Genomic DNA, 26,892 nt, shown 5'->3' on the forward strand with positions numbered 1-26,892 from the left:
TCCTAGATTGGTCATCACTATTCAAAGAAAAAAGCACTCAGCCTTTAGCTAAGTGCTTCCACGATTTACTATTCATCTGAAGGATAGAGCATCATTCGAGATTTTTTTGAAGCGGTGCTATAATGAAAAGAAAAAGGGAGTTAATCTATGAGCGATCCACGTAAAGAAATTTGGCACAAAAGAAAACAACTGGGAAGATCCAAGTATTTAATTCTGTTCGGCCTGCTCCCTTGGGGTATCGGACTCACGTTATTGTTTAGTGTCATCGAATTTCTTAGTTTTCAAGAGCTCAAATTAGTTTGGCTGCCGATTCGTCTTCTCGTCTTTGTCTTCATAGGTTTCTTCGTGGCTAATGCACGCTGGCACGCGATGGAAAGCCGCTACGAACCATATACTAGACGACCTTAACGGTCGTTTATTTTTTTATTAATGTAAAAAGGTCTGATCTTCCACATCGTCTGTATGGAAAAGCGAAGCTGTACGAGTACGATGAAAATGTTCTTCCAGCTCTTTCCGAATCGAACCGAACGACAGTATCTCTTCTATGAACGACTCGCGCTCGCCCCATTCTTTATTAAGCCCCTTGTTGTTGAACAATTCCTCAGAAATATCTTTAAACGCCTCATGTAAATTGTTATCATACCAGTCGATTTCATTCGATGCGTCTTTGCGATACACATGTCTCATGTCAAAGTCATTATCCTTCGTGGCCGTGAATTCAGCTAGTAAAATCCCTTTTATACCATCAGCTTTAACTTCGACATCGGCGCACCGAACATCATTACGTTCCGTGAAACGAACAATGTTCGCCTGTTTAATTTCCCTCATGTCATACCCTCCTAATGTTACCTTTTATTAAGAAGAGTATTTCCAGTTTTATAGGATTTATCAAACGCTTGGAGTGAACCATATTTTCCGAAAATCAACCCACCCCAAATCGTTAATGCTCACTCCCTTGATCGAATCATGATACGTGGTTTGCTGAGAACGATGGAGCACGAACAGAAACGACTTCTCCTCCTGAAGTACTTCAATTAACTCGTTTAGCTTGCATATGCGCGCTTCTTGACTTGCATTTTGGAGAATTTGATCGATTTCTGCATCAACCCATGCCATTTGATCGCTATTTAAATGAGCGCGGACGTAGCTGTTACTTTGCTTAAGCGTCTGAATAATATGAAGGTCATAATCGCTTTCCATACAAATGTGATAGAATATGAGATCCGCTTCTTGGATCGTGTCCAGCCCCATCATATCTGACTTACTCCGGGTTGTCAGTTCAATCCTAATTCCAATTTTGATACACTGCTCACAGATCCATAAAGCATCTTCGTTGTTGTTACTATAAATGTACATGTGAAGGGGCTCACCGTCATACCCCATTTCATCAAGAAGGCGCTTAGCCTCAACGAAATCAGTACGATAACCCGAGACAGCTCCTTTGCGATCCAATGTCAGTAAAAAACTGCTGGCAGGTGCTTCTCTGAAGCCTCCAAGCTCCTCAATCATTCGATCACGATCCATAATCAGGTCAATCGCTTTGCGGAATCGAGTATCCTGCTGAGGCCCTTTTTTATTCTGATTAAAAGTGAGCAGGCTGCAGCCGAGAATCGACTGCTCAATCTGGTGCCATTCTGTATCTTTACCGACAGCACCAACAGGTTTACGGGAATTCGTATGGTCGCAAAGCACTTGCACCATATCCCAACTAGGGCCAACCTCAGATAAATCCTGCGGCAAAAGCCAGATTTCTACTTGATCCAGATGTGGCCTAACTCCAAAATATCCATCGAAAGCACGAAGTTTACAGATATAATCATCATTTCGTTCAAGTCTGAATGGTCCTGTCCCAATGGGCATACGTCCGAAGATTCCCTCGTTATCCCGACAAATATCCTCCGGCAGGATAGCCATCGAGGAATGCGATAACTGCTGCAAAAAGAGCACATTCGGCTGCATCAACTCGATAGCAATCGCACTTCGATTTAGTACCGTCATATTCTCAATACTTTCGCTCATCCAACCTTGACATGCCGAAAGACCAAGCTCCTTCAATCTCGAAAATGTGTAAAAAACATCATGCGCTGTCATCTCTCTGCCGTGATGAAACAGCACGCCTTTTCGCAAATAAAACGTATAATGTAAGCCATCCTCGCTAACTTCCCAATAATGCGCCAAATGGGGCTCAAAGATCGTTGTTTGCGGATTATACACAATCAGCGTGTCAAATATTTGATTAATGAGATGACAGTCAAATGCATAAAAAGAGTGCGCCGGATCCAAAGTCACCAACCATTTATAGACCGGAAACCGTAGTGTGTCCTTATAACGCTCCTCAAGTTCGACTGCACGATAACCAAAAAAACTGAACAACCAATCGATGAAAGAGTCCTGCAGCCCCTCTCCCTTGCCCAATTGGTGTATCAGTTCAATCGTCCCTTTATAATCGCCTCGGCCCGCCAGCTCCATCGCCTGCTTTGAAATCATATCCTCCGAGGAAACAAGAAACGTAAGCTCGGACACATTACCTCTTCCTCTTCCAGGCTTCCAGGATACCCAGCCTTGCTCCATCATTTTTTTAAGCAAAATCTTTACATTACGTGTTGTACAATACAATCTATCTGCCAATTCATCTAACGTTATAGGTTGCGGTTCATGTTCTACCCCATGTTCAAAACTAGCCCGTAGCTCTAAGAAATGGGTCAAAAGCTGCATTCTCAACATCCTTTCCATAAAAGGGGAAATCGTTAAAGAGAATTATACTCTTTTTGTTCCCCTTATTCTAGATGTAAACTAGACCTAACAGGAAAAGAAAGGAAGGTGAACCGTATGCAACCTACAGACCTATACGTATCCGAGAAGCTGATGCAATGGCAGCAGCAAGATTTGGAAAGCGAAGCTCGCGAGCATTGGAAATGGAAATCGATTAAAAAACGAAAAGTCTACATGCTTCTAACTAACTTATTCTTCTTCGTTTAATCCTAGTTCTTATCCAGAGAACCACTAGGACGAGGAGAACGGCCAGAAGTATACCGACGGCATCAACAGCAACATCAATCCCATGCCCCGTTCGATCCTTTACAAAAGTTTGATGCCATTCATCGGAAGCCGCATAAACTAACGAAATGATGGAGGAGGTGAGCAGTGCCATGACCACTTTTACAGGCTTCGCCAGCAGTGCTAAGGACCAGAGCAGGGCAAGGATAGCGTACTCGCTAACATGCCCTGCTTTTCTTATGAAGAACTCGATGACACCAATGGGATCCTGCCACGAGATCTTTTGGTGGTCATAGGAGAACTCCCAATGTGGGAATAAGTTCATCAGTTGAACACCCGAAAGCTTGGATTCCAACAACGGCCGCAAGCTCTGCTGCTGGTACGATTCTGCCGACTTTAAAAAAATAAACGCCATCCAAAGGACGGCAGCAATCAAGAAAAAATAGAAATAAAATTTTGAATATGATTTCGACATGAGTGAATCATTCCCCTTAAGGATTCAATTTCTTACGAATGCTGAATAAAGCAAAAAATTCAATAACCATCAGATTTACTGCAGATACCCCATAAAAGGCCATTCCAAACATCATGCGGAACGGATCATCTGTCACAGACTTCCACCAAAACGCAGCAGCCAACGTCATAACCATATTCAAAGCTGTCGTTATCCAGAAAGAGAATCCCAATCGATTCGTTTTCCGCATTAACCACACACCGATGACAAACGGAATTACAAAAGCTACACCTAAGAAAACCCAATACAACACCGCATTAGACACTCTCCAACACTCCCACACGATCAACTAGTTTATTCTAATAGGTTAGCATGAATAACCGGCTGAAAACAACGTTTGCCGCCCTTTGCAACAGAAACGTCAAATGGTTATACAAGGAAGAAAAACTATAGAAAAATTCTCCGACTCAGGACTTGCTTGAGCTGAATAATTCATGTATAATACGAAAAGTCGACATTAACTAAGCGACATTGAGGGGCCTTAGCTCAGCTGGGAGAGCGCATCGCTGGCAGCGATGAGGTCAGGGGTTCGATCCCCCTAGGCTCCATACTAAAAAGAAGCATCACAACCTTACTGGTTGTGGTGCTTTTTTTATTTGGAGCTGTGGGGAGAGAACCCCGAAGGGTTCGCCCGCGCGGACGGAACGGAGTGGAGGAGCACGGCGTCTGAATATACCGCTAAGTTCGTCTGCGTCGAGTCTTCTTCGTTAGCCATTTCAATCTAGATTCATACATCCCCCTAGGCTCCATACTAAAAAGAAGCATCACAACCTTACTGGTTGTGGTTTTTTTTTATTTGGAGCTGTGGGGAGAGAACCCCGAAGGGTTCGCCCGCGCGGACGGAACGGAGTGGAGGAGCATGGCGTCTGAATCTACCGCTAAGTTCGTCTGCGTCGAGTCTTCTTCGTTAGCCATTTCAATCTAGATTCATACATCCCCCTAGGCTCCATACCGAAAAACCCATGTAGATCAAGGGTTTTTTTCTTATTTTTCTTACTTGGATTTGGTGCCTTAAATCAAATTGGTGCCATATCGGCGCCCGTTATTACACTAAAGTGCTAAAGCGTAATTGGGTGCCATTTTTGGAACAATAACAAAAGAGAAGAGTTATCCCCTCCTCCCATCTTATCTATGCGCCTTGCGGCCACTTCTTAAATATCTCTTTATCCACGAAAACTCTTTTGCCGACCTGGACAACATGAAACTTTCCTGACTTAAGAAGGTTATAAGATTGATACCGGCCAATCCCTAAAAACTCTTTGATACTAATGCATTTTCCAAAGTGGATAATAATGGACCAATTAGGGAAATTTATTAGCAATTAAGCTCTTTAGGAGAATTTCAATTAATGAATCAAGATCATCCTGTGAACACAAACAAATTTGTAGCTTTATTATGGTCAGTTGCAATGCCTGGATTAGGTCATCTGTATCTAGGCAAGAAAATCATGGGATTTGCATTTATTTTCATAACCATGTTCGTAGTAACTCGTTCCAAATTAAACATGGTCATTTTTCTTATCTTTTCAGGAAATTTTAAAAAGGCAAACATTCTATATTCAGACTTACCAGTTTTATTTTTCCCGGCTGTTTACAGTTTCTCAATGTGGCACGCATACAATTATGCTGCTATTGCCCAAAATAGGAGTTTCCGTGAATTCAGACTTACTGGATTCTTTTTTGGCCTTACGATTGGAGGGGTCCCAGGGTCTAGTTTAAAATTCTTAGGCACATACCCTATTACTGGACTCGTGTGTGGACTCGTTACCGGATTACTCTTTCATCTGTTAGAGAAATTAATTCTTTACATAACTCGGGTTAAGACATAGTTCATTGACCAATAAATTTCAAATATTCATTTTGTTACGACATGCAGTTCATAAAACGTGGTGAATATCTCCCCACTACTCGGACTGATCCCCAATTCGAACTTCACATCTCCATACTTTTCTATCAGCAACTCTTTGCGCTCTGGAACCTCGGGAAGCTCCTTCGGGTAGAGCAACTGGAACCCGTGGCATTTTTCATTTCCGCATTTACACGCCACATGTACACCGCCTATACATATTCCTTCTGTTTCTGCTCCATGCGCAGCTTAAGCAATCCTGCCCGCGTAGTGCCTCGTTACACTTAAGCATAAACTTGAACCCTTGACGCTGTGATGTGATTGGACCACTGAATGGTCTGTTAAGGGGTGTAACACTTCCACATTATAACGTGCAATTGTATATAATTATTTACCTATAATCTCACTTAAATGTTTTATTAATCAGCTCAAGATCAAGCTGCTTATGTTCCTTTGGAAAGCCCAAATCGTTATAGTCAAGCATCCAGTTATTATATTTCTACATAGGTTGGTGTATCAAAATTTGGAGGAGATTAAACAATGAGTTACAACCAAAGTCATCATGTTAATCCGCATCATCCACATCATCCACATCATCCACACCACCCACATCATCCATACCATCCATATCATCCTCATATGCATCATCATCCAGTGATCATTTATCCTGTTCCATATCCACATCATCCACATCATCCACATTACTATCCAATGCCTTATCATGGTATGCACGGTGGTCACCAGCAAGGAAGTCACGGGCATAGTGGACATTGGACCGGCCAACATCAAGAGCATCAAGGTACTTGGCATGGTGGGCACAGAGGAGAACAAACTCAAAAATAAATTTGTAACAGAGTCGGGCGAATTTCCCGTGCGGCTCTGTTCTACTTCCTTACTATCCATTAGGTGGTTTATCATCGGGCTGCTTTGACCATAATTGTTCCATGATAAGAAATATTTTGGAGGCCCGCCAAATGGAAAAATTAAATCAAGCGATTGAAGTCATAAGTCACAATTATATTTTGATTATTATTGGGGCGGTTATTTTCTTTGGGCTAAAGGCACTTTTTGGATATCTAACCTATAAAAAAATTATGAGACAATTTGAAGAAATTAAAGAACTTATCAAAGAGCGCAAATAGCGCATACTTCACAATTTACGATTAGAATTCCTCACATTCGACGATAAATCAAGTATTAAAGTACAGGACAAATAATTAGTATGGATATGGTCACACATAGATATAAAAAAATTCCTATTCAACCTCTAACCAATTGTGATAGATTGATTTTATAACCAGTTGGAGGTATATCATTTTGAATCCTGTCACCGAGAATTTCGTTAAGAAACATCAAAAATATTTGTCCGATAACCCCAACGAACTAGAGAATTTCAACTCGATCTATGATCACATGCTATTTTACTTAACTAGTATTCTGGGGATTGATGAGCAGCAAGCTTCGCAATGTATCCTTGATCTCAAAGCGGATATATCTTGTGATCTTCTTCCTTACATAATTAAAAGCGAAATAATTTGAAAGCGGTTTAATCACCGGTTCAATTGGATCCTAGTTATGAGCTTCCACTAACCAATCCTACAATCCGCCCCTCTAAGGTTGCGGATTTTTTGTTTGTTCGCATCTTACATCTACTTTGTAAGTCTGCATGTCTATTCGAGGTATTGGAAATTTGTGATACAAAGATCATAGATTAGCGAAATAATCGACAATAAACTGCTGAAACCGCCCGGCAGCTTGTGACAGATAACGACTGTTTGACCAGGCCATTCCGATTGTTCGGTGACAGGCAGGAGACGTGATCCTAAGCCGTACAGGTGAAGGATCCGATACATCCGGCAAGGATAAGGCAGGTACGAATGCAACGCCCAACCCTTTTCGTACCAAGCTGCCGATCATATTGGGTTCATCCCCTTGGAAAGCAATATTAGGCGTAAAACCAGCCTCTCGGCAAAATGCGTCCGTCAGGTTCCGAAAGCCGTACCCCTCGTTCATGCTAATAAACGGCTCATCCTTCACTTCCAAAAGAGAGATCGCCTCACGCCCCGCTAACCGATGTTCGGGTGGAGCTAACAGAAAGATTTCCTCCGTTATGAGCGGTTTCCATTCGATATCACATCCTTCGATCGGAATCGAAGAAATGCACAAGTCGATTTCCCCGTTTTCCAATAGGCGCCTCATGGAGGATGTCGATTCAATTAACTGCCGAAGCCGTACGCGTGGATATTGCGTCAGGAAAGCTCCAAGCAAATCTGGCAATATTCGAGGAATCGTCACGGCCAACGTGATCGTTCCTTCATGCAGCCCCGCTAAATCCTGAAGTTCCCTTCTCCCCTCGTTCAATTCCATGAATGCGCGTTCCACCCTAGCTAGAAAAGCTTTGCCAAAAGGATTCAAGCGGATTTGGCGGCCTTTGCGGTCAAATAAAGGTACACCCAAATCTTTTTCTAGACGGGCGATAGTCTTGCTTAAGGAAGGTTGGGCGATTTGTAGTTCTTCTGCCGCTTTCGTCATGTGTTCCAAGCGGGCAACGGTTTGAAAATAGTGAAGCTGAATAAACTCCAATGAACGATCATTCCCTCAATAGTTAATAGACTAAAAGCTATCATTTTATAATCAATTATATATTATACTTTATCATTCGGAGTAGCTACAATAAGGGAAGTGATATCAACAAGACCAAATTATAAGGAAGTGAAGATAGGATTATGAAGGGTGTTCAACTCATCCTCCGGGATTGGAAAGCTCTGCTGCAGCATAAGCACGGACGAATCGCACTCGGGTTTCTTGTTCTGGTTCCCCTGATCTATGCCGGATTCTTTTTAGCTGGGTACTGGAATCCCTACGTCAGACTAACTGAATTACCCGTTGCTATTGTGAATATGGACCAAGGATCCGTCTTAGACAACAAGCCAATCCACGCGGGTGAAGATTTTGTTAACGAACTGCAAAAAAACAAAGAGCTAGACTTTCATTTCGTTACTTCGGTTGAAGCAGAAGACGGCTTAACAAAAGGACGATATTATATGACGATCACGCTGCCTGAAAATTTCTCCCAAGATGTCGGCACGCTCATGGACGAGCATCCGAAGCCGGCACAGCTGATTTATAGAACGAATGCTGGAACCAACTACGTTGCTTCCCAAGTCGGTTCTACAGCCGTCAAGGAGATGAAGGCAAAAATTGACGCCAGCATTACCAAATCTTATGCCGACGGCGTTTTCGCCAATATGCAGGAGCTGGCCAAAGGCATTAGCGATGCCGGTAACGGCGCGAAATCCTTAAACCAAGGCACTGCTCAAGTCAAAGATGGATTTTCCCGGCTATCGGATGGCATTAGCCAAATAACCGGAGGTGCCTCGCGGTTACAAGAAAGCAGCAGCCTATTAATTGAAAACGAACAAAAGCTGCAGCAAGGAGTTCAAAGCATTACTGAAGGAACTGCCAATTTGGCTGAAAATATGAAACGGCTTGCCGACAGCCATCAGTCGATCGAATCCGGCTCCTCTCAGATCTCCCAAAGCTTTAAAGAGTGGACGGACGGAAGCAAACAAGCTGCTCAGGGACAAGATCAAGCTGCGCAGGACGCTAAAAGTCTGAACAAGGCCTTGGCCGACTATGTCAGCGCACATCCTGATGCTGCTAACGATGACAAGCTGCAAAGCCTTGTGAAAGCATCCGAAGGATTGACTTCAAACTTAGAACGTATGTCCGCAACTCTGTCCAAACTGTCGGATAGCTCGCAAAAGCTAAGTGACGGACAAGTCCAAACGAATGAAGGTATTCAAACCTTCGGCAGCAAGCTGAAGCTGGCTGCTGACGGAGTTACTCAATTATCCGATGGCTCAGCGAAGCTGAAAGAGAGCTTTGTGAAATGGGGCAACGGTTTCGAGCTGTTTGCCGGAGGAGTCAATCAACTCGCGAACGGCGGTCAAAGGCTGGATACGGGTGCTAATGAACTGATGAACGGACTCATTCAGTTGACAGACGGTTCCGGAGAGCTATCGAACAAATTAAATGATGCCGCACAGAAAACGTCAGGTATTCATACAGATGATGCTAGGTCATCGATGTTTGCCGAGCCTGTTCAACTTGTCGAATCGAAGTTAACGAACGTACCAAACTACGGCAGCGGTATTGCTCCGTATTTCCTATGTTTGGCGTTCTTCGTAGGTGGTATAATGGCGGCCAACATCCTTCCTCTTGGTCGTCGGCAGGAGCCCAATATTGCAGGAAGCACGCACTTTGCTAATAAGCTCGGTCTGTTCTATTCAATCGGTTTAATCCAAACCGCTATAGTGGACTCGATCGTTCTTCTCGGGTTCAAATTGCAGGTCACCAGCATTCCGCTGTTCATTTTATTTACCTTATTAGTATCCTTTACGTTCCTGACGATTATTCTCATGCTCGTAAACGTATTCGGCTTGGTCGGTAAATTCGCAGCGGTTACCTTATTAATTCTGCAGCTTGCTACTTGCGGCGGAACGTTTCCAACGGAACTGAGCTCTCCAGTTATGAAAGCGATCGGTCAATGCTTGCCGATGACATATGCCCTTCGCGGGCTTCAACATGTCATTACGCTGGGTGGCAACACACAAATCGGGAATCATGCCTTGATTATGCTGGGGTACTTGTTCGTCGCGGCAATGATTGGTTTGGCAGCAACGATGATCCAACATGCGAAGCATGAAGAAGCCGCGGCCCATTAATATCACCAAAGTGATATTATGTCGTGGACAAAAAGAAGAGGACAGCCTCTTCTTTTTGTATGCTAATATTAAAGATAAGTGCTCAGAATAATCACTTCTAATATAAAGGAGAAATGACTATGAGCAAGTGATGATGCCGCTGGCTTACTAATCGGAGATAGCAAAGTTATCGTGATGCTCTTTCCGGAGTCCACATTCAAAAGTTTCACTAAAAATGAAATTGCAGATACGAAGCAAGGTACCGAAGTATTGCTTTCCATTGATGCTGAGAGCAAAGAAGAAGTAGATCAAATGTTAGAGAAAGCGGTACAGGCTGGCGGCACTATTTACGGAGAGCCTCATGATCAGGGCTGGATGTACGGAGCCGGTTTCATTGATTTGGATGGTCATCGGTGGAATGTGCTGTATATGGATATGAGTAAGATGCCGAAGGCGTAAGAAGTCAAAAAAGAAGAACACTGTAGCCACAGTGTTCTTCTTTTTTATAGCTTCAATGTCCCCATCTGGTTCATCCCATCATTCCTTGACGGCGCCGATAGAGATCCCTTTTACAAAGAAACGCTGCAGGAAAACGTAGACCATCAATACTGGCAGAGCGCCGATAAATATCTGAGATGCCCGAATTGTTCGTTGAGATTGATTGGCAACTGCTGACAAATCAATCTTCGACATATCCGCTTGAACAATGATGGTTTGCATGAAACTTGCAAGCGGGAGATGTTCAGCATCTTTCATATAGATTAAGCCGTCAAAATAAGCATTCCAATGTCCCACCATCGTAAACAATGCAATTGTCGCTATGGCCGGTAATGAGATCGGCAAGTAAATCATGAAGAAGGTTCGGAAATGACCGGCTCCGTCAATAAAGGCAGCTTCCTCAAGATCTTTAGGAACGTTACGGAAGAAATTAAGAAGTAGAATGAGGTTATAGACCGTTACCATTCCTGGCAGGATAAGCGCCCACATCGTATTCATTAAACCAAGCTTATAGATAAGGATATAGTTTGGAATCAGGCCCCCGTTGAACAGCATGGTTATGACTAAATACCAGAGATACCCAGTGCGAGCGCGAAAGACGCGAGCATCTTTGGAGAGCGCGTAAGCTGCAATTGCGTTAATGAACATCCCAAGCGCCGTTCCAAGGATCGTCCGTTTGATGGATACCCCAAGTGATGTAAGAAACTGATCATTGTTAAACGTTTTTTCGTAGGCTTCAAGTGTAAAACCGATCGGCCAAAACGTAACCAACCCGGCGTTGGCAGGGGCATTTGAGCTAAAAGACACCATCAGTAAGTGGAACAACGGCAGTAGGCAAAGAATAGATATTATGATCAACAGCACATTGTTAAAAACAGAAAATATGCGATAAGATAACGTTTTGTGGTACATATGTTGTCCTCCTTAGAGTTTTCGTAAGTAAACTGGCTTCGTAAGCGTTACTTAGTTTTCGTAAGCATTCGCTTAGAAAATTCGATACCCAGCGAATCTATAAGCAAGACGGTAGGATATGATGATTAAGATTAAGCTGATCAATGATTTGAATAGACCAACTGCCGTTGCGAAGCTGAATTGCCCGCTTAGAAGACCTTCCCGGTACACAAACGTGTCGATAATATCCCCCTGCTGATAGATCAAAGGGCTATACAAGTTAAACACTTGGTCGAAATTCGCATTCAGTACATTGCCCAGAGCCAAGGTTGCAACTACGATTGCGATCGGTATAAGGGATGGTATGGTGATATGCATCGCTTGCTTGAAGCGGCTCGCTCCGTCAACTTCTGCTGCTTCGTACAGCGCTGGATTAATGGCAGTAAGCGCGGCTAGGAAGAAAATCGTATTAAACCCAAATTCTTTCCAGACGTCACTGAAAATAATGGTAAATCGGAACCAACTACCGTCGCCTAGAAAGAAAATTGGCTTAATGCCGAACACACTGGAAAGGAACTGATTGACAAGCCCAGTCTGGGCGAGCATATCAATCAGAATTCCTGCGAGTGTGACCCATGAAAGAAAGTGGGGAAAGTAGACAAGGGTTTGGATGGACCTTTTGAGTCCCATGTTCCTTACCTCATTCAATAACAAAGCGAAAATAAATGGAATGATTAAGTTCATCACGATCTTGGTACAAGCAAAGAACAGCGTATTCCACGTAATTTTCAAAAAATAATCATTCTCAAACATATAACGAAAATGCTTCAAGCCAACCCACGGGGAGCCGGTTATTCCCAATCCTGATTTATAATCCTGAAAAGCCATAACAATCCCCGACATGGGAAGGTAAGAAAAAATGAAAACCAATATAACAGCCGGCAGCACCATGAGATGAAGTATCCATGGTTGTTTGTAACTGCTTTTCCTTTTCACACTTTCGGTGGCCTTGTGGGTCACTTGATGTACTGTATTTGCGTCCATAGCTCTCTACCCCGTTCCGTAAAACTCATTTGTGTATTTTGAGAAACCCTGATATATATAGTATCAACAAACGCTACCCATAAACTATAAGACAATGTTAGGATGGATAGGGTTTTGTTAGGGATATCTTCTGGGGGGATCGGTTATGGAGCTGCAAAGAGGTATTGCGTTTGTCAAAAGAAGGGTCGGTACCAGGTTTAGTCTGTTTGCCAAAATGAACAGTCTTATTATCATTTTGTTCATCCCTATCATTATCGTTTTTACATATTCCAATAGAATCGCATTCAATGTTATAGGCAAAGAGCTACAGGTATCTAATATCAAACAGCTCTCTTTTCTATCCAGCCAAATTGACTCGAGAATCAATCAAATGATGGACTTTGTCATGACCTTTTCGAAAGATCCGAATGTTCAGAAATTCAATGGATTAAACATCTGGGAAGATCGCTATGATCGCATGCAGACTAGATATGCGGTTCAGGAAAAGATGGTGCTGCAGTCAGGTATTATGAACATATGGCCGGTTAAATACACGGTATATTCCCAACAGAACAAAGAGGCCATTTCTAATGCCATCAAAACGTCCGAATACGATGAGAAGTATTTGAAAAGGAATATGACCGGAAAATGGACTTATGGGGATGGCGAAACGGTGCCTAAAGGTGATCCGAAGTCCTTCTATTGGTTCTATACGGATTCTTTCGGCCAACAGGATACGCTTAGTGGAAGTAATTTGGTGGTTGAAGCCAGCTTTGGTCATGAAAATATTCAAAATATGCTGGACACTTATAAGGCAGGAGGTCAAGGAGATCCTTTCTTTTACCACAAGGGAGAGACTCCTATACTGAATCGCAGCGCGTCCACGCAGCTATCAAGTAGCCTCATCCATTATTTGGACGAACAGTCTCTGGAAGATACGATGCAGAAGGTCGTGAGATTAGAAAATAAAAATTATTTGGTTAGTGCTGTGAAATCTCCCCTATTGGACTGGCATCTGGTTGACATTGTTCCACTGGATCAAATCTTGGGTCCGATATCGTTCAGCCGCAATCTATTCTATTTATCGATGGTCCTGCTTTTTGTAGTCGGTATTTCTTCCTCCGTGCTGCTTTACCGGAACGTTCAACGTCCGATTAGAAAGCTGATTCGCGGATTACAGAGCGTACAGCGGGGGGATTTTTCAGTAAGGATCAACGCCAATGCACATAATGAGTTTTCTTTTCTGTTTTATCGATTTAATGATATGTCTCAGCAAATTCAAGGTTTAATTGAAAACGTGCTCAATGAGAAACTACGGGCCAGGGATGCGACTTTGAAGCAATTGCAGGCTCAAATTAATCCGCATTTTCTTTATAACTGCCTAGGCTACATTGTTAACATGGCCCAGATGAAGAACGAAGAGGCAGTCGTTTCAATGGCGTATAATCTGAGCGCATACTACCGTTACACGACCAGAATGGAACGGGAAACGGCTAGTCTCGACGAAGAAATTCGACTGATCATCAACTATCTGGACATTCAGAAACTGCGTAACGGCAGAATTGAATATCATATCGATATACCCGAAGAGCTGCTGAACCAACAAGTTCCGCGCTTGCTGCTGCAGCCGATTGTGGAAAATGCCGTCATTCATGGGGTTGGGAAATCGTATTCTTCGGGTGAAATTCGAATCACGGGCGAGATTGTAGGCGGCTACTGCAGGATTTATATCGATGACGACGGCCCAGGGATGACGGAGGATCAGCAAATGGCGCTAAATCGTAAAATGAGGGAGCCCTTACAAGAGAAAATGGGCTGCGGTCTTTGGAACACCAACCAGCGGATCATTCATCAATTTGGAGATAACTCTTATCTCTATTTCACGAAATCGCTACTTGGAGGATTTCAGACAGAAATTGTTTGGGAAATAAACTCGGGAGAAGAACATCGCCATCATCCCTTCATACAAGGAGATACGTAATATGCAAATGATCATAGTAGACGATGAAGCTCACTGGGTAGACAACCTATCCATGCACAAACCTTGGCATACGCTCGGCATCGAACAGGTCCATAAAGCTTATTCTGCGCATGAGGCGCTTCAAATCCTCGAGACGCATCCTATCGATATTGTCATATCAGACATTCTCATGCCTGAAATGACAGGCATAGAGCTGATAGAGCGAATTCGCATGTTTGACAAAAAAATAAAATGCATTATATTATCCGGTCATTCCGACTTTGAGTTTACGAAAGAGGCCGTCCGAAATCAGGCAGTAGACTACCTGCTTAAACCGCCGACCGACAACGAATTGTTTGACGCCGTCAAGGCTGCGATCGATCAATTAAATAGGGAATGGGAAAGCGTTAGTTCCTATGAACGCACCCAATTCACCCTTCGCGAAAACTTACCGCTTCTTCGCGGACAATTGCTGCTTGACGCCTTACGGGGGCATCGCATGCCCATCGACGAATGGAGTCGGAAGCTAGAGAATTATGGATTACCGTTCCATTATGGCGATTGTGCCCTCCTGCTCGTCCGTATGGAGGAAGAATTCGGTCAATATAAAAACAATGGGCAGCAGTTGATGGAATATGCGATCATCAATATGGCCGAAGAGATTATCGGAGAATTTACAGAAGTCTGGGGGGTTAAGGAAGAGCATGGGTATCTTGCTTTTCTGCTTCAGCTCAAGGGGGATCATTCTGAGGTTGGGAATGAAACTATTTTAGAAAAGCTTGCTATGCAGCTTCAGTATAAAGTGAAACAGTTCTTAAAAGGATCTCTGTCCATCGTTATTACGGAGTGGTTCCAATTTCCGGACCAGTTACCAGACCATTATAGACAGGCATCGGCCTATTTCCGGCAAATTGTAGGGGACGAACGGGAGTTCGTTATGCGGGTTGGCGATTTCGAGCAAAACGTTTCGAAGGGAACCTTGGATGCGATCCATATGCCACCTACATTGATTAACCTGCTCGAGGTCGGGCGTTGGGATGCGGCGGAAGATAAACTAGGGACGGTGTTCGCGGAACTTGATGATAGATGGTCCGAATCCTGGGAGCACTGTATGGAGGCTGGATTTTCAATCGCTTCTTCCTTCACGCATATAGCGCATCGGAACGGCTACACATTGGCCAACTTAATTGGATCTGAGATTGAATCCTTGCAGAGCGGAGAGGCTTTTTCTTCCATTAGCAAGCTTAGAAAGTGGTCTCTGGGCGTGCTTGGCGAGCTAAAAGAGAATGCATCAAATGAAATCAAAGATATACGATCCCTGTATGTAAAGAAAGTCCAGGATTTTGCGGAGAAAAACCTTCATCTCGATGTTTCGCTGCGTGCGCTTGCGGACCACGTTAATTTGCACCCGACACATTTATCCAAAATTTATAAGATTGAAACCGGTGAAGGGATAAGCGATTACATGTCCTCTCTGCGAATGGAGCGTGCTTGTCATTTGCTAAAAACAACCGACAAAAAGGTGTATCAAATCAGCACGGAAGTCGGTTATTTGGATCCGGCTTACTTTATCAAAGTGTTTAAACGCCAGTTCGGTGTAACACCGCAAGAATTTAGAGACGGTAATTAATTGCCTAACAAAGTCTTACGGAAACTAAAATAATCATATAGATACCTTCCCCAATAAGTTGGTAGAGTTAACACTGTAGTAATTTTACACCGTAGGGGGAAATCAAAAATGAGTAAACTCAAAAAATCATGCTTGCTGCTCGTAGCCACTTCACTCATCGTGATCTCGGCTTGTAGCGGAAAGTCTGGTGAGAAGCCAGTCACTACCGGTTCAAAAGATACCGCTGCATCCGATGCCGGATTCACCAAAGGCAAATACGATCCGCCAATTGAGATTAGCACCGTTGTCATGTTTGCCCCGCCAAAGAAGTACGTCAAAGGCGACACCAAAGAAAACAATGTCCATGATCGTTGGATGTTGGAGACGCTAGGTATCAAGCACAAAGATACTTGGTACCCTGCTGGCGGGGATCAGTATAAGCAGAAGCTTCAGCTTGCAATTGCATCCGGCGAGAAACTGCCAGATTTCGTATTCGTACCAACGGATCCAGTACTAACCAACCAATTGATCGATTCAGGCCAGTTTGTTGCCATTGACGCGTTGTTTGATAAGTATGCCAACAAAACTTGGAAAGACCATACCGTTCAACATCCAGAACTATGGTACCCTTTCACGAGAAATGGCAAGAAGTACAACCTGCCAATTCTGGAATATACCGACAATGACGATACGATGTTATGGCTCCGGGAAGATTGGATGGAGAAGCTGAATCTTACGGCTCCCAAAACGATCGCAGATTTAGAGAACGTGATGGACAAATTCAAAAATCAGAACCCGGACGGGCTTGCTGCTAAGGATGTCTATCCGCTCGCAATTTCCTTGAAAAACAATACGAACACATGGATGGGCGGACTCGATTGGCTGTTCGGGGCATACGGCTCTGTTGAGGAGCAATGGAACAAAGACGCAAATGGCAATCTTGAATATGGGTCTATCAACCCAGGGGCCAAGAAAGCGCTAGCGAAGCTTCAAGAATGGATGAACAAAGGCTATATTCATCCTGATGCAGCTCTGTGGGACGAAGGTAAATCTGCTGAGATCTGGACAAAAGGAAATGCAGGCGTATTGCCTGGAGCAAACTGGGTTCCTGACTGGCCGGCTCCGGATTTGATCAAGAACGTAAAAAATTCGAAATATAAAGCCTATCCAGTTCCAGCAGGTCCAGATGGACTGGCAGGCACGAAATGGCAAAATTCTGGCGTGAACAGCAGCTTCATGATTAATAAAGACGCTAAACATCCGGAAGCCATCTTCCTGTATTACAACTACATGCTTGACAATTTGGCCAACCCACCAATCGGCAGCAAATTCGAAAACGGCTTTGCCCAAGGCTATGATTGGGACATCGTGGACGGAAAACCGACTAGTGATAAAGATAAAATCAAAGACTTCAGCAATGACTTCACATTCATAACCGGACCGGCGCGGATTCCGGATCTATATATGAAGACGCTTGTTAAGCTTGCAGACGGCAAAAAACCGGAAACTCCTTATGAGAAGCAGATTGCTGATTTCCGCAAACCTGAAAACTGGTACGCTGCGAAAGTCGTCATGTCACAAATGGACATTCGCAAGCAAAACTATTTCACCGGTGCGGCGACACCGACCATGATCTCGAAATGGAACCTTCTGCGTCAGTCTGAAATGGAAACATTCAACAAAATCATCTATGGCAAATTGCCAGTGAATGCGTTTGATGAATTCGTCGCTAGTTGGAAGGCTAATGGCGGTGATCAGACAACGAAGGAAGTCAACGAGTGGTACACGTCAGTAACCAAAAAGTAAATATTGTCGTAAGAAAACTACAATTTCAAAACGGGCGATAGCCCGTTTTTTTACGTCCTATTTGAGCAATGTAAGAATGGATTCTACAGAATTATTCATAAATGAGCGATCTGGACGTGATTTCATCATAACCGTAAGACCGATTAACGATACGACTAGTGACTGCGCTAAGGCTAATGGATTCGTAGCGTTATCAAGCTCACCTGATCGTATGCCTCGCTCAATCGTTTCTTGAAATATAGCGGATAGATACATCTGATGCTCTCTTGTGAGTATTTCAAATTTGGCATCGTGAGGTGCAAGTTCGACCATCGTATTCAGGCAAAAACAACCCCGATTGGGCCCCTCCTCGTATTCTTCAGCCACTATACTTTCAAAATAGGAACGGAATGCTTCTTTCACTGATGACTTTTTTTGAAGTCGTGCTCTAACATTAGAAGCGTGAAACTGTGTATACTTGCGCAGCGCAGCTTCAAACAGTTCCTTTTTATCACCAAATGCCGAGTAAATGCTTGGTCTCTGGATACCCATTTTGGATGTCAAATCGCTTAACGAGGTTGCCTCGAATCCTTTTTCCCAAAATACATGCATAGCTGCGTCTAAAGCCTTTTGCTCATCAAATTCACGGAGCCTCGCCATATTAACCCCCACTTTCCATAACGATCAGTATGATATTATTTTATGTTTTCTAGCATTCAAATGTCAAATTGTTGACAATCAGAGTCAATTGTCGTATGTTTTTCTTCATAATAACGTACCAGTCAGTATGTTATTCATAAAACTAAATTCAACCAAGGAGCGTGAACAATGGAGAAGCTTGAAGAACATATAGTCGTTACTATCGGGGATGCAAGCGGTCTAGAAGTGAAAAAAGTACGAAGCGAGGCAGACATATCCGAATCGGATATCCATTCATCGCTTTCACGCTCGGCCACGCTCTTGTTAGCAGTCGCCAGCGGGCTTGCTGTCGCAAACATCTATTTCGCACAACCGCTGCTCGACATTATTGCTAAGGAGTTCGGCATCAGTCATTCGTTCGTAGGCATAATTATTACAATCACTCAGATTTGCTATGCATTGGGACTTCTATTTCTTGTGCCGCTTGGGGATCTATTTGATCGACGTCGCTTGGTTGTCCGTATGCTGCTAGTCTCCGTATTAGCACTGTTCACGGTAAGCATTGCGCCCACAAGCGCTGTACTCTTGGGAGGCATGGCTGTAGTAGGGCTGCTTGCTGTAGTGGTACAGGTGCTTGTCGCGTTCGCTGCAACTTTGGCTGCGCCGACCGATCGCGGCCGTGTGGTTGGCTTGGTGACAAGCGGTGTCGTGATCGGCATTCTATTGGCGCGTACCATCGCTGGTGTACTGACGGATCTTGCTGGATGGCGTGCCGTCTATGATGTCTCCGCAGTAATGACGCTTTTAGTGGCTATCGCTTTATTTCGGATGCTGCCACACCACGATAAAGTAAAAGCTCCCCTATCCTATCCGCAATTGTTGCGTTCCATGTTCACTCTGTTCATTCAAGAACCAATACTGCGTATACGTGCCGTCATCTGTTTGCTGATCTTTACTGCGTTCAGCATTTTATGGACTTCGCTTGTACTGCCGCTCAGCGCACCGCCATTATCTCTTTCACATACTGCAATCGGCTCGTTTGGCCTAGCAGGTGTTGCCGGAGCGCTAGCAGCTGCGCGGGCAGGACGTCTGGCCGATCGCGGATTAGGCCAGCGAACAACCGGTATAGCTCTAGTTCTGCTTCTAGGATCATGGTTACCTATCAGCTTAACTGAGCACTCACTGTGGGCATTAATAATCGGAGTTGTCGCTCTGGATCTCGCGGTGCAGGCAGTGCACGTAACCAATCAGAGCATGATTTTGAACGTACGTCCGGAGGCACGCAGCCGTCTCACTGCTGGCTACATGATCTTCTATTCCATCGGCAGTGCCGTCGGTTCAATTTCTTCAACTGTCGTTTTCTCATATGCAGGCTGGATCGGCGTATGCTTGCTGGGTGCCTCAGTAAGCGCCTTAGCCCTGCTCTTTTGGGGATTAACCCGGCGTATAACGCCTACGACTTAGAAACTTTCCAGCCTTAGGAGTTAAAACATAAAACCCGGTTCCATTGCCAAACTGCAGCAGAGCCGGGTATATCACCTTCGAGACTGTCGATTCATTCATTATGCCTCCTCACCTCCTCACAACTGGTAGACATAACTCCAAAATTCGATTTTAGGAGTCATCCAGCTTTCATGAGGTCAAATTGGTTATAATGGTTGCTAATGTTGTATTCTCTACAGCAATTCACACGCCCAAAGGCTATTTCGCAACTTGAAGTTGTAGTTTGTACAACAATTTGAACCCATTTGTCGTGAAATGGCCTATATAGGCCACAATTGTTGTACATTATGCAACATCGAAGGGAGAATCGCGGGATCTAGACAGTGACACCTCAATAAAGAGTTAGATTGGATGAATGAATCGACGGTCTCCATTATGCAACAATGTAGGGAGATAAGCGGGATCTAGGTAACAATAGTTGCACCTTCGAGTCAATTTCGTAATTCAAAACCCTTGCTACATAAGGACTTATAGCGCATTCAAAAACAGTCACCTACCCAAGATATTATGGCGCCTTGTGGGAAAATAGTGCTTTAATAGTGAAATTAGCTTCTTAAGGTTTATCCGACGATATTTCTATCGAATCCACACTTCATTTGAACGTTAAGAGTCTTTAGGGACTTCTATTTTTACATAATACGGTGAAAATGAAGAGATAGCAGTCTCTAAAGGCTCTTATCCGATTGCTTTTCTCCCGAGTTCACACTTTACTTAACGGATAAGAGCCTCTACGGACTCTTATTTTTACAAAATACGCTGAAAATGAAGAGATAGCAGTCTCTAAAGGCTCTTATTCAACTGTATTTCTCCCGAATCCATACTTGGAAAAATCGGACTTTATTATGAAATTGACTCCCTTCTAAACATATTCTACTAAGAATATAATTTCATTCATCCGGAATAAGAGGATGGGCGGTCTCCTAACTATTGATTTTTTTTATATTCGGTCGGCGTAAACCCCGTATAAGCTTTGAACAGCTTGCAAAAGTAACGATAATTGTCTACGCCAACAGCCTCCGCCACCTCATATATTTTCATCGTCGTCTGTGTCAGCAGTTCTTCGGCCTTCTTCATTCGGTACCGGTTCAAATAATCGGTAAAATGCTCACCCGTCTCTTGCTTGAACAATTGCCCCGCATAGGAAGGATGAAGCTGTACGCGCTCCGCAAGATCGGAAATCTGAATATCCTCTGCATATCTTTCGTGAATAAGGCGGCACATGCTTTGAACTTCCTTGCGGTAGGACATCTTCACATGCTCCCCGAATGCCCGCTCCAGCTCTTGGAAAGTTTGCTCCCACCAGCTGACAAATTCCTCCCAGGTCTCGACCGATGCAAGATCGGCCATTCGTTCCGTTACGGAAGCTGGAATTTCCGACAAAGTCGGATCAAGCAGCTTGTGCGAGACATTTATCAACTCCGCAGGACGTAAGGGCGGAACTCCCTCTTGCAGCAGCGGCGTGATCGCCTCGCAGAACGAGATGGCAGAACGCTGCTGCAGTGCCTTTCGTACCGCAGCAGCCCATTCCCGATACTGCGAAGGGGGAATCATAGCGAACCTCTCAGGCGCCACGTCGGAAATCATCGGCGTTGGATGATAGAAGAAAGCGTCCAGACCATCCGCCCCAGCGCGGACCAACTCCGTCCAAGTCACTTCGCCCGTCTGTCTAAGCAGGGCATGCGCATGCCCCGGAACGCCAGTTACGGCACGTATATCATCCAGAACAGCCACTGCTTCCACACGAAGTAAGCTGAGCCTAGCGGCAGCGCTATGGATATTCGGCAAGCGCATGAACACAAACAGCCTGTCGCTTCTCCAAGGTACAGTAACAGCGACGACTTTGCCATCATCCTCGCTCTCTAAGTACCGACGCTCGATAACTTGTCCGGCTTCCGCTTGCAGACGTAATGCCTGCTCGCCCTGCTGACTCGCGATTCCGAACAACTCGCGCCCGCTCCAACCGACGGACAGTAAAGCGACGAAGCCCGACTGCCTTTCGATTGTGCCAAGTCTCGGCGGCAGTGGGTGTGCATCCAAGGAAGCCGGAGCAGATAACATCCGCTCCAGCCAGTGTCGTCTTTCATGCCAGTCGCTTTGCCGCTGCTGAAGCCCTTGAAGCTGCAGCCGGTGCGCCACGTCCATGTCACGGTAGATCTCTTCGGCGACCTTGCGACAAGCTGTCAGAAGCTGATCCGCCTCCTGTACCTGCTTGATCATGTAGCCTGAGACGCCAATCGATATAGCGCGCTTGGCGAAATCGAATTCGCCGTAAGTGGTCAAAATCATGATATGGACCTGCGGATATCTCTCCCGAACATAACCGGCTAACTCCAGTCCGTCCATATCAGGCATCATGATGTCGGTTAGCAGTAGGTGGGGATTCTCCTGCTCCATGATGCGGATCGCTTCCTTTGCACTGGAGGCTGGTCCGATCAGTGTAAAACCGGCAGAAGCCCAGTCAACCCTTTGCGAATAATGCTCCCTTACCCACTGCTCGTCGTCCACCAGCAACAGCTTCAGCATGCTTCTCCCCCCCCTTCACGCTTAACCTGGAATGCTTCAGGACCATCCGGTTCGGGTAGTCTGACGCAAACCAGCAGACCCTCGTCCGATTCCTCGGGAAAGCTTAGACCGTATGACTCGCCAAAATGAAGCCGGATTCGCTCGTGAATGTTGCGCAAACCCAAATTATTCAATCCTTTATGACGCCCCAATAAAGGAACACCGGCGAGAAGGCATCTCAGCTTAGAAGGCTCGATGCCAGGGCCTGTATCCGACACTTCTAGCAACGTTTCTCCATCATTGGAAGCCATACCTGCCACGATAATATGATTCGTTTCGCCTGTGCCGAGTCCATAGAAAATGCTATTCTCGACGAGCGTAATCAACGTGAGCTTTGGTATCGGGGCGACGAGCGATTCGTCGCGTACAACGAGATCGAGCCGGAAGACGTCCCCGTACCGCAACTTCATGAGTACATCGTATTGCTCCAGCTGTCGCAATTCCTCCTCCACGGTTACGATATCACCCGTCTTGTCCGTCGAATACTGCAGCAAGCCAGTCAGGGCACGCAGCAGGCCAGCCATCTCCGCTGCACGTCCCGCCTGATCCAAACAATAGATCGCGCTCAGCGTATTATGAAGAAAATGCGGGTGAATTTGCGATTGCAAAGCTTTCAATTCGAGCTGCCGCTTCTTCTCCTCCACCAATCGCAGATCATCAAACAATGTCTGAATACTGTCCATCATCCGATTGAACGCATCGGCGATGTAGGCAAACTCATCGTTGCGCTTGAGCGATACCCTCGCGTCCAGTGCCCCTCGGGCTCCTTCCTTCATTTGCTGAGTAATTGCGCCAACTGGCACCTGGATGTACCTAGCGATCCACATGGACAGGAAAGCCGCAAGGATAATCGCGACAAGAAGCACCACCACCATCTGCTGCTCCAGTAAGGCTAGCAACGGATACGCTTCTGATTCCTTGACGATCGAGAAAACAATCCAATTCCAGCGATTCTGATCGCTCCTTAGCACTTTATATGCAGAGGTTTCCGTGTGGACCCTATCGTAAGAGGTTTGACTGGCAGCGGTAAGAGACTGCAGTTGACTGACAATAGATTCATATTCCTTTATTGCGGTAAGAGATGTTAACGGCATATTAAAGGCGATAGGCTGACCGGGGTCGGTAAACAGAAATACAGCCTTTTCCTTGTTTTGTACCACTGAAGGACCCGTCAATGAGGACAAATTCAAATCGAACACGATAATCCGCTTCGCATCGATCCGTTTGGCCACCGATAGCGATTGCCTTCCCCCCGATGGATAAGGTGGACTCCACCAAACACCACTGTCACCGGACATTTCACGCACAATATCGACAACTTGTTTTTCCGGAACAAAGAATTGATACGAAAAAGGAGAGCTGCTTGAAATAGCATCTCCCTCAATCAAGAAAATCGCTTCGAATTCCTCCCGGTGCTGGGTCATCATGGTTTCCAGCAGCCTGTCTATATCCTCTTTCCCCAGACTGTTGTTAATAACTGGATTGGACAAAAGCAGCAGTAGGCCTTGAATATTGTTCATGAACGTTTTCAAATAATTTTCCACCTGTACGACTGAATCCTGAAGCACAGCCTCGTTGTTTTGTTTGATCGGATTGAACAGCCGTTGATAGCCGAACAACCCGATCGCGAAAAACAGACCCACTACCGATAGAAAGACGAGAACGAACAGCTTCCTACTGATTCCTGTATACCTTCGGTTCCTTAACCTACGCAATAGCCACATTGCCAAACAGTCCCTTCCAATGTCAAGCGGCGTCTCAGTTATCACTCATAAATTTGATCGATTTTCCAGATGCTTGCGACACCTGCTCAGCGTAATAACCGAAGATGTTTTTGCCGCCGTATTTGTTCATCAGCTCAGCCCGGTATTGGGGCCAATTGGAAGCATCTTTTTCCTTGAATAAAATTTGGATGTGATATTCGCTCATTTTTTTACGCAGTGTCGCCAAATCCATACCTTCCTTGATTGTCAGGCTGGTTCCGACCGACGGCAGCAGCTTGTAAGAATTCAGCTTCTCAGAAATTGCTTTATCCCGTGCTGTGATGTTTTTGTCGATAATCTCGAGGCCGAATTTATCTGTCTGACCCTGCACAAAATTGGCAAACCAATTATAAATATTGAGGAAATTGCCGTTATCAAGAACATCTCTCTTGTATGCATCCTCGATCCGTTCGATTTGCTTTCCATTACGCTTGTAGTGAACGCCTTCTATACCATATTGAGTTAGCAAGTACCCCTCTTCGCTGGCCAGCCAATCCAAAATCTCGATCGATCGCTTCGCCTTCTCCTCCGACGTTTTGGAGCTGATCAGGAATGGGTTGCCCGGAAGCAGCTCGACCCATGTTCCAGTCTTGGCTCCGATGTGGAACGGCTGCCAATCGACATTCGCCACGCCTGTTACTGCCTTCGTCTTCACCTGCAAGCCGTTTGCATTATTGTCATAGGCGTCGTTCCCCCCTGCCGATAGCACGATGCCGACTTTACCCTGCGTCGCTTTCTCGATGTGTTGTCCGCTTTTATTTAGCAGCCAGTCGGGATCGACCACATTCATTGCTAATAGTTTGCGGACGTCATCCAGCACTTTTTGCATCCGGATATCGGTACGTACATCGATAAACTGATCGTTTTCGAGCACGAAATCGCCTACAAGGCCGTTTTTAATGAATTCTGGGAAATCGAATGGCAGTGATGTTCCGTTACCGCTTGTCGAAAAGCCGAAGGTATCGTTCTTGCCATTGCCGTCTGGATCTTTTTCAGTGAACGCTTTCATGACGGTAACCATCTCATCGTACGTTTCCGGCATCTTCAAGCCCAACTTATCAAGCCAATCCTTCCGGACGTAATACGAGCGAGACACCTTCTTCGTATACGGAACCGGAGCGCGTTTGAAAACGTTTTGCACCTGGTACTGCTTCAGATCGGTCGGCGAAATCCAATATTTGAAGTAGTTCGGCATCGCTTCAGGGGTGACGAGATTCGTCATATCTCGTGCTATGCCGTCCTTGATGTACTTGACTGACTCCAGTCCGTCCATATAAAACAGATCCGGGATGTCGCCGGAAGCGATCATCGTATTGATTTTGCTAAGATAATCAGGTCCCGACGCCATATACAAAAGTTTCAGATCGACGTTGAATTTTTCTGCGATTGCTTTTTTAACGAAATCTTTGTCCGCTGCGGGCAATTGCGAACTGTTAGCCGCGTTGACAAACCAAGTGAGCGCCAGCTTTTCCTTCTTCACCGAGGCCGCAGGCGACTCTCCCGCTTTCGCTGAAACGGAAGGAGAGCCATTCGTTCCAACGTCCGATTTACCGCTGCACGCTGCTGCGATTAGGGCCGTTGCCAGCAAAACCGCTGTTATTGTCGTTGTCTTTCTCATGCGCATTTGACCTCCTAATGTTTTTTTGTATTTGGTTCGTTTGCTGCTTAAGTAGGCAAACCAGTAAAGGATGACACGTCATCCTTTGATCGAACCAATCAGCATGCCCTTCATGAAATATTTTTGCAGGAACGGATACAGGACCAGAACTGGTACAATCGCTATGACCACTACAGCCATTTTGACTGTTTCTGGAGGAAGTGATTGCAATTCCGATTGCGGCACCGACAGCTCCTGGCTGACGCTTGGCGCTATGATCATGTTGCGAAGCACGACTTGAAGAGGGTACAACTCGCGCTCGTGCAAATACATGATGCCGGCGAAATAGGTATTCCAATGCCCGACTGCAAAAAAAAGCGTGAGCGTCGCGAGAATCGGCAGCGAAAGCGGCAGTACAATGCGCAGCAGTGTTGCCAAATCGCCGGCGCCATCCACCTTCGCCGCTTCCTCAACCTCGTGCGGCAGTCCTTCGAAATACGTCTTCATGATCAGCAAATTGAATGACGAAATCATACCTGGAATAACAAGTGCCCATAAGGTATTCATCATTCCGAGCGCTTTGACGATCATATAGACGGGAATAAGACCTCCCGAGAACAGCATCGTAAAGATGATAGCAAGCAGCATGGCGTTCCTGCCTGGCAAATACTTTTTGGACAATGGGTATGCAAGCGCCGTCGTGGCGATCAAATTGAGCATGGTGCCTGCTACGGTAATAAATATGGTCACCTGCAGCGCGTTTGGCACAACATTGCTGCCCAGCACAGTCCGGAACGCATCAAGTGTGAAGACACTGGGGAATAGCACGAATCCACCACTGCGCAGCACCTCCGTATAGGGTGTAACAGATACGATGAAAACATAATAAAGCGGAAAAAGAGTTGCTAAACAAAACAAGCTTAGCCCTGCGTACAGAACGACATCGAATATCCTGTCAGGTGTACTTTTCTTTAATACAATCGACATGTCAGCATCCTCC

The 26,892-nt window shown here is 45.1% G+C and carries 23 protein-coding genes and 1 tRNA gene; 12 read left to right on the forward strand and 12 right to left on the reverse strand.

The window, feature by feature from the left end; translation table 11 throughout:
* Positions 1 to 147 precede the first annotated feature (147 nt).
* On the forward strand, positions 148 to 408 hold the full coding sequence (locus AC58U0_RS08205; RefSeq protein ID WP_057307038.1) for a hypothetical protein: 261 nt from the start codon (positions 148 to 150) through the stop codon (positions 406 to 408).
* 18 nt (positions 409 to 426) lie between these two features.
* On the opposite strand, the gene AC58U0_RS08210 is transcribed toward AC58U0_RS08205, so the two are convergent.
* Together AC58U0_RS08210 and AC58U0_RS08215 are read right to left on the reverse strand one after the other, a co-directional pair.
* A complete protein-coding gene (locus AC58U0_RS08210; protein WP_497378502.1) occupies positions 427 to 828 on the reverse strand; it encodes a hypothetical protein in 402 nt (133 codons plus the stop codon).
* Between the two features lie 60 nt (positions 829 to 888).
* A complete protein-coding gene (locus AC58U0_RS08215; RefSeq protein ID WP_497378503.1) occupies positions 889 to 2,715 on the reverse strand; it encodes an SgrR family transcriptional regulator in 1,827 nt (608 codons plus the stop codon).
* Between the two features lie 114 nt (positions 2,716 to 2,829).
* Between AC58U0_RS08215 and AC58U0_RS08220 the strand changes: the two genes are divergently transcribed.
* The gene (locus AC58U0_RS08220; protein WP_156396556.1) at positions 2,830 to 2,979 is read left to right on the forward strand and encodes a hypothetical protein; all 150 of its coding nucleotides are present in this window, start codon (positions 2,830 to 2,832) and stop codon (positions 2,977 to 2,979) included.
* Here the strand turns inward: AC58U0_RS08220 and AC58U0_RS08225 are convergent.
* Both AC58U0_RS08225 and AC58U0_RS08230 read right to left on the reverse strand, forming a co-directional pair.
* Positions 2,957 to 3,472, reverse strand: coding sequence for a VanZ family protein (locus AC58U0_RS08225; protein WP_497378504.1), 516 nt, complete (start codon positions 3,470 to 3,472; stop codon positions 2,957 to 2,959). The two genes, AC58U0_RS08220 and AC58U0_RS08225, sit on opposite strands and share 23 nt — an antisense overlap.
* A gap of 16 nt (positions 3,473 to 3,488) precedes the next feature.
* On the reverse strand, positions 3,489 to 3,776 hold the full coding sequence (locus AC58U0_RS08230; RefSeq protein WP_057307042.1) for a hypothetical protein: 288 nt from the start codon (positions 3,774 to 3,776) through the stop codon (positions 3,489 to 3,491).
* Between the two features lie 210 nt (positions 3,777 to 3,986).
* Here AC58U0_RS08230 and AC58U0_RS08235 point away from each other — a divergent pair.
* From AC58U0_RS08235 to AC58U0_RS08250, 4 genes are all read left to right on the forward strand, one after another.
* Positions 3,987 to 4,059: transfer RNA gene (locus tag AC58U0_RS08235), tRNA-Ala, on the forward strand.
* 800 nt (positions 4,060 to 4,859) lie between these two features.
* Positions 4,860 to 5,339, forward strand: coding sequence for a hypothetical protein (locus AC58U0_RS08240; protein ID WP_497378505.1), 480 nt, complete (start codon positions 4,860 to 4,862; stop codon positions 5,337 to 5,339).
* A gap of 557 nt (positions 5,340 to 5,896) precedes the next feature.
* Entirely contained in the window at positions 5,897 to 6,199 is a 303-nt protein-coding gene (locus tag AC58U0_RS08245) for a hypothetical protein (RefSeq protein WP_497378506.1), read from the forward strand.
* A 131-nt stretch (positions 6,200 to 6,330) separates the two neighbouring features.
* Positions 6,331 to 6,498, forward strand: coding sequence for a hypothetical protein (locus AC58U0_RS08250; RefSeq protein ID WP_235549452.1), 168 nt, complete (start codon positions 6,331 to 6,333; stop codon positions 6,496 to 6,498).
* Positions 6,499 to 7,060: 562 nt separating this feature from the next.
* On the opposite strand, the gene AC58U0_RS08255 is transcribed toward AC58U0_RS08250, so the two are convergent.
* Entirely contained in the window at positions 7,061 to 7,939 is an 879-nt protein-coding gene (locus AC58U0_RS08255) for a LysR family transcriptional regulator (protein WP_497378507.1), read from the reverse strand.
* Positions 7,940 to 8,082: 143 nt separating this feature from the next.
* On the opposite strand from AC58U0_RS08255, the gene AC58U0_RS08260 reads away from it, so the two are divergent.
* Positions 8,083 to 10,083 (forward strand): YhgE/Pip family protein, encoded by a 2,001-nt coding sequence (locus AC58U0_RS08260; protein WP_497378509.1) that lies wholly within the window; start codon positions 8,083 to 8,085, stop codon positions 10,081 to 10,083.
* Positions 10,084 to 10,257: 174 nt separating this feature from the next.
* Entirely contained in the window at positions 10,258 to 10,521 is a 264-nt protein-coding gene (locus AC58U0_RS08265) for a VOC family protein (protein WP_497378842.1), read from the forward strand.
* 78 nt (positions 10,522 to 10,599) lie between these two features.
* On the opposite strand, the gene AC58U0_RS08270 is transcribed toward AC58U0_RS08265, so the two are convergent.
* Entirely contained in the window at positions 10,600 to 11,472 is an 873-nt protein-coding gene (locus AC58U0_RS08270; protein ID WP_497378510.1) for a carbohydrate ABC transporter permease, read from the reverse strand.
* A gap of 72 nt (positions 11,473 to 11,544) precedes the next feature.
* Positions 11,545 to 12,495 (reverse strand): ABC transporter permease, encoded by a 951-nt coding sequence (locus AC58U0_RS08275; protein WP_497378511.1) that lies wholly within the window; start codon positions 12,493 to 12,495, stop codon positions 11,545 to 11,547.
* Between the two features lie 145 nt (positions 12,496 to 12,640).
* Here AC58U0_RS08275 and AC58U0_RS08280 point away from each other — a divergent pair, with 145 nt between their 5' ends.
* From AC58U0_RS08280 to AC58U0_RS08290, 3 genes are all read left to right on the forward strand, one after another.
* Positions 12,641 to 14,455: a sensor histidine kinase gene (locus AC58U0_RS08280; RefSeq protein WP_497378512.1), complete on the forward strand. Its 1,815-nt coding sequence runs from the start codon at positions 12,641 to 12,643 to the stop codon at positions 14,453 to 14,455.
* A 1-nt stretch (position 14,456) separates the two neighbouring features.
* Entirely contained in the window at positions 14,457 to 16,064 is a 1,608-nt protein-coding gene (locus AC58U0_RS08285) for a response regulator transcription factor (protein WP_497378513.1), read from the forward strand.
* A gap of 108 nt (positions 16,065 to 16,172) precedes the next feature.
* A complete protein-coding gene (locus AC58U0_RS08290; protein WP_497378515.1) occupies positions 16,173 to 17,849 on the forward strand; it encodes a type 2 periplasmic-binding domain-containing protein in 1,677 nt (558 codons plus the stop codon).
* A gap of 57 nt (positions 17,850 to 17,906) precedes the next feature.
* On the opposite strand, the gene AC58U0_RS08295 is transcribed toward AC58U0_RS08290, so the two are convergent.
* Positions 17,907 to 18,488 (reverse strand): TetR/AcrR family transcriptional regulator, encoded by a 582-nt coding sequence (locus AC58U0_RS08295; protein WP_497378517.1) that lies wholly within the window; start codon positions 18,486 to 18,488, stop codon positions 17,907 to 17,909.
* Between the two features lie 168 nt (positions 18,489 to 18,656).
* Here AC58U0_RS08295 and AC58U0_RS08300 point away from each other — a divergent pair, with 168 nt between their 5' ends.
* The gene (locus tag AC58U0_RS08300; protein ID WP_497378518.1) at positions 18,657 to 19,931 is read left to right on the forward strand and encodes an MFS transporter; all 1,275 of its coding nucleotides are present in this window, start codon (positions 18,657 to 18,659) and stop codon (positions 19,929 to 19,931) included.
* 963 nt (positions 19,932 to 20,894) lie between these two features.
* Here the strand turns inward: AC58U0_RS08300 and AC58U0_RS08305 are convergent.
* From AC58U0_RS08305 to AC58U0_RS08320, 4 genes are all read right to left on the reverse strand, one after another.
* Positions 20,895 to 22,493 carry a response regulator gene (locus AC58U0_RS08305; protein WP_497378520.1) on the reverse strand — a complete coding sequence of 533 codons (1,599 nt, stop codon included), beginning with the start codon at positions 22,491 to 22,493 and terminating at the stop codon, positions 20,895 to 20,897.
* Positions 22,487 to 24,256, reverse strand: a complete 1,770-nt coding sequence (locus tag AC58U0_RS08310; protein WP_497378843.1) for a cache domain-containing sensor histidine kinase — start codon at positions 24,254 to 24,256, stop codon at positions 22,487 to 22,489. The genes AC58U0_RS08305 and AC58U0_RS08310 overlap by 7 nt, the downstream gene beginning before the upstream one ends.
* A gap of 34 nt (positions 24,257 to 24,290) precedes the next feature.
* Positions 24,291 to 25,913 (reverse strand): extracellular solute-binding protein, encoded by a 1,623-nt coding sequence (locus tag AC58U0_RS08315; protein ID WP_497378521.1) that lies wholly within the window; start codon positions 25,911 to 25,913, stop codon positions 24,291 to 24,293.
* 78 nt (positions 25,914 to 25,991) lie between these two features.
* Complete coding sequence (locus tag AC58U0_RS08320) at positions 25,992 to 26,879, reverse strand: carbohydrate ABC transporter permease (RefSeq protein WP_497378523.1); 888 nt, start codon at positions 26,877 to 26,879, stop codon at positions 25,992 to 25,994.
* Positions 26,880 to 26,892 lie beyond the last annotated feature (13 nt).

The organism is Paenibacillus sp. J31P190, from assembly GCF_059692075.1.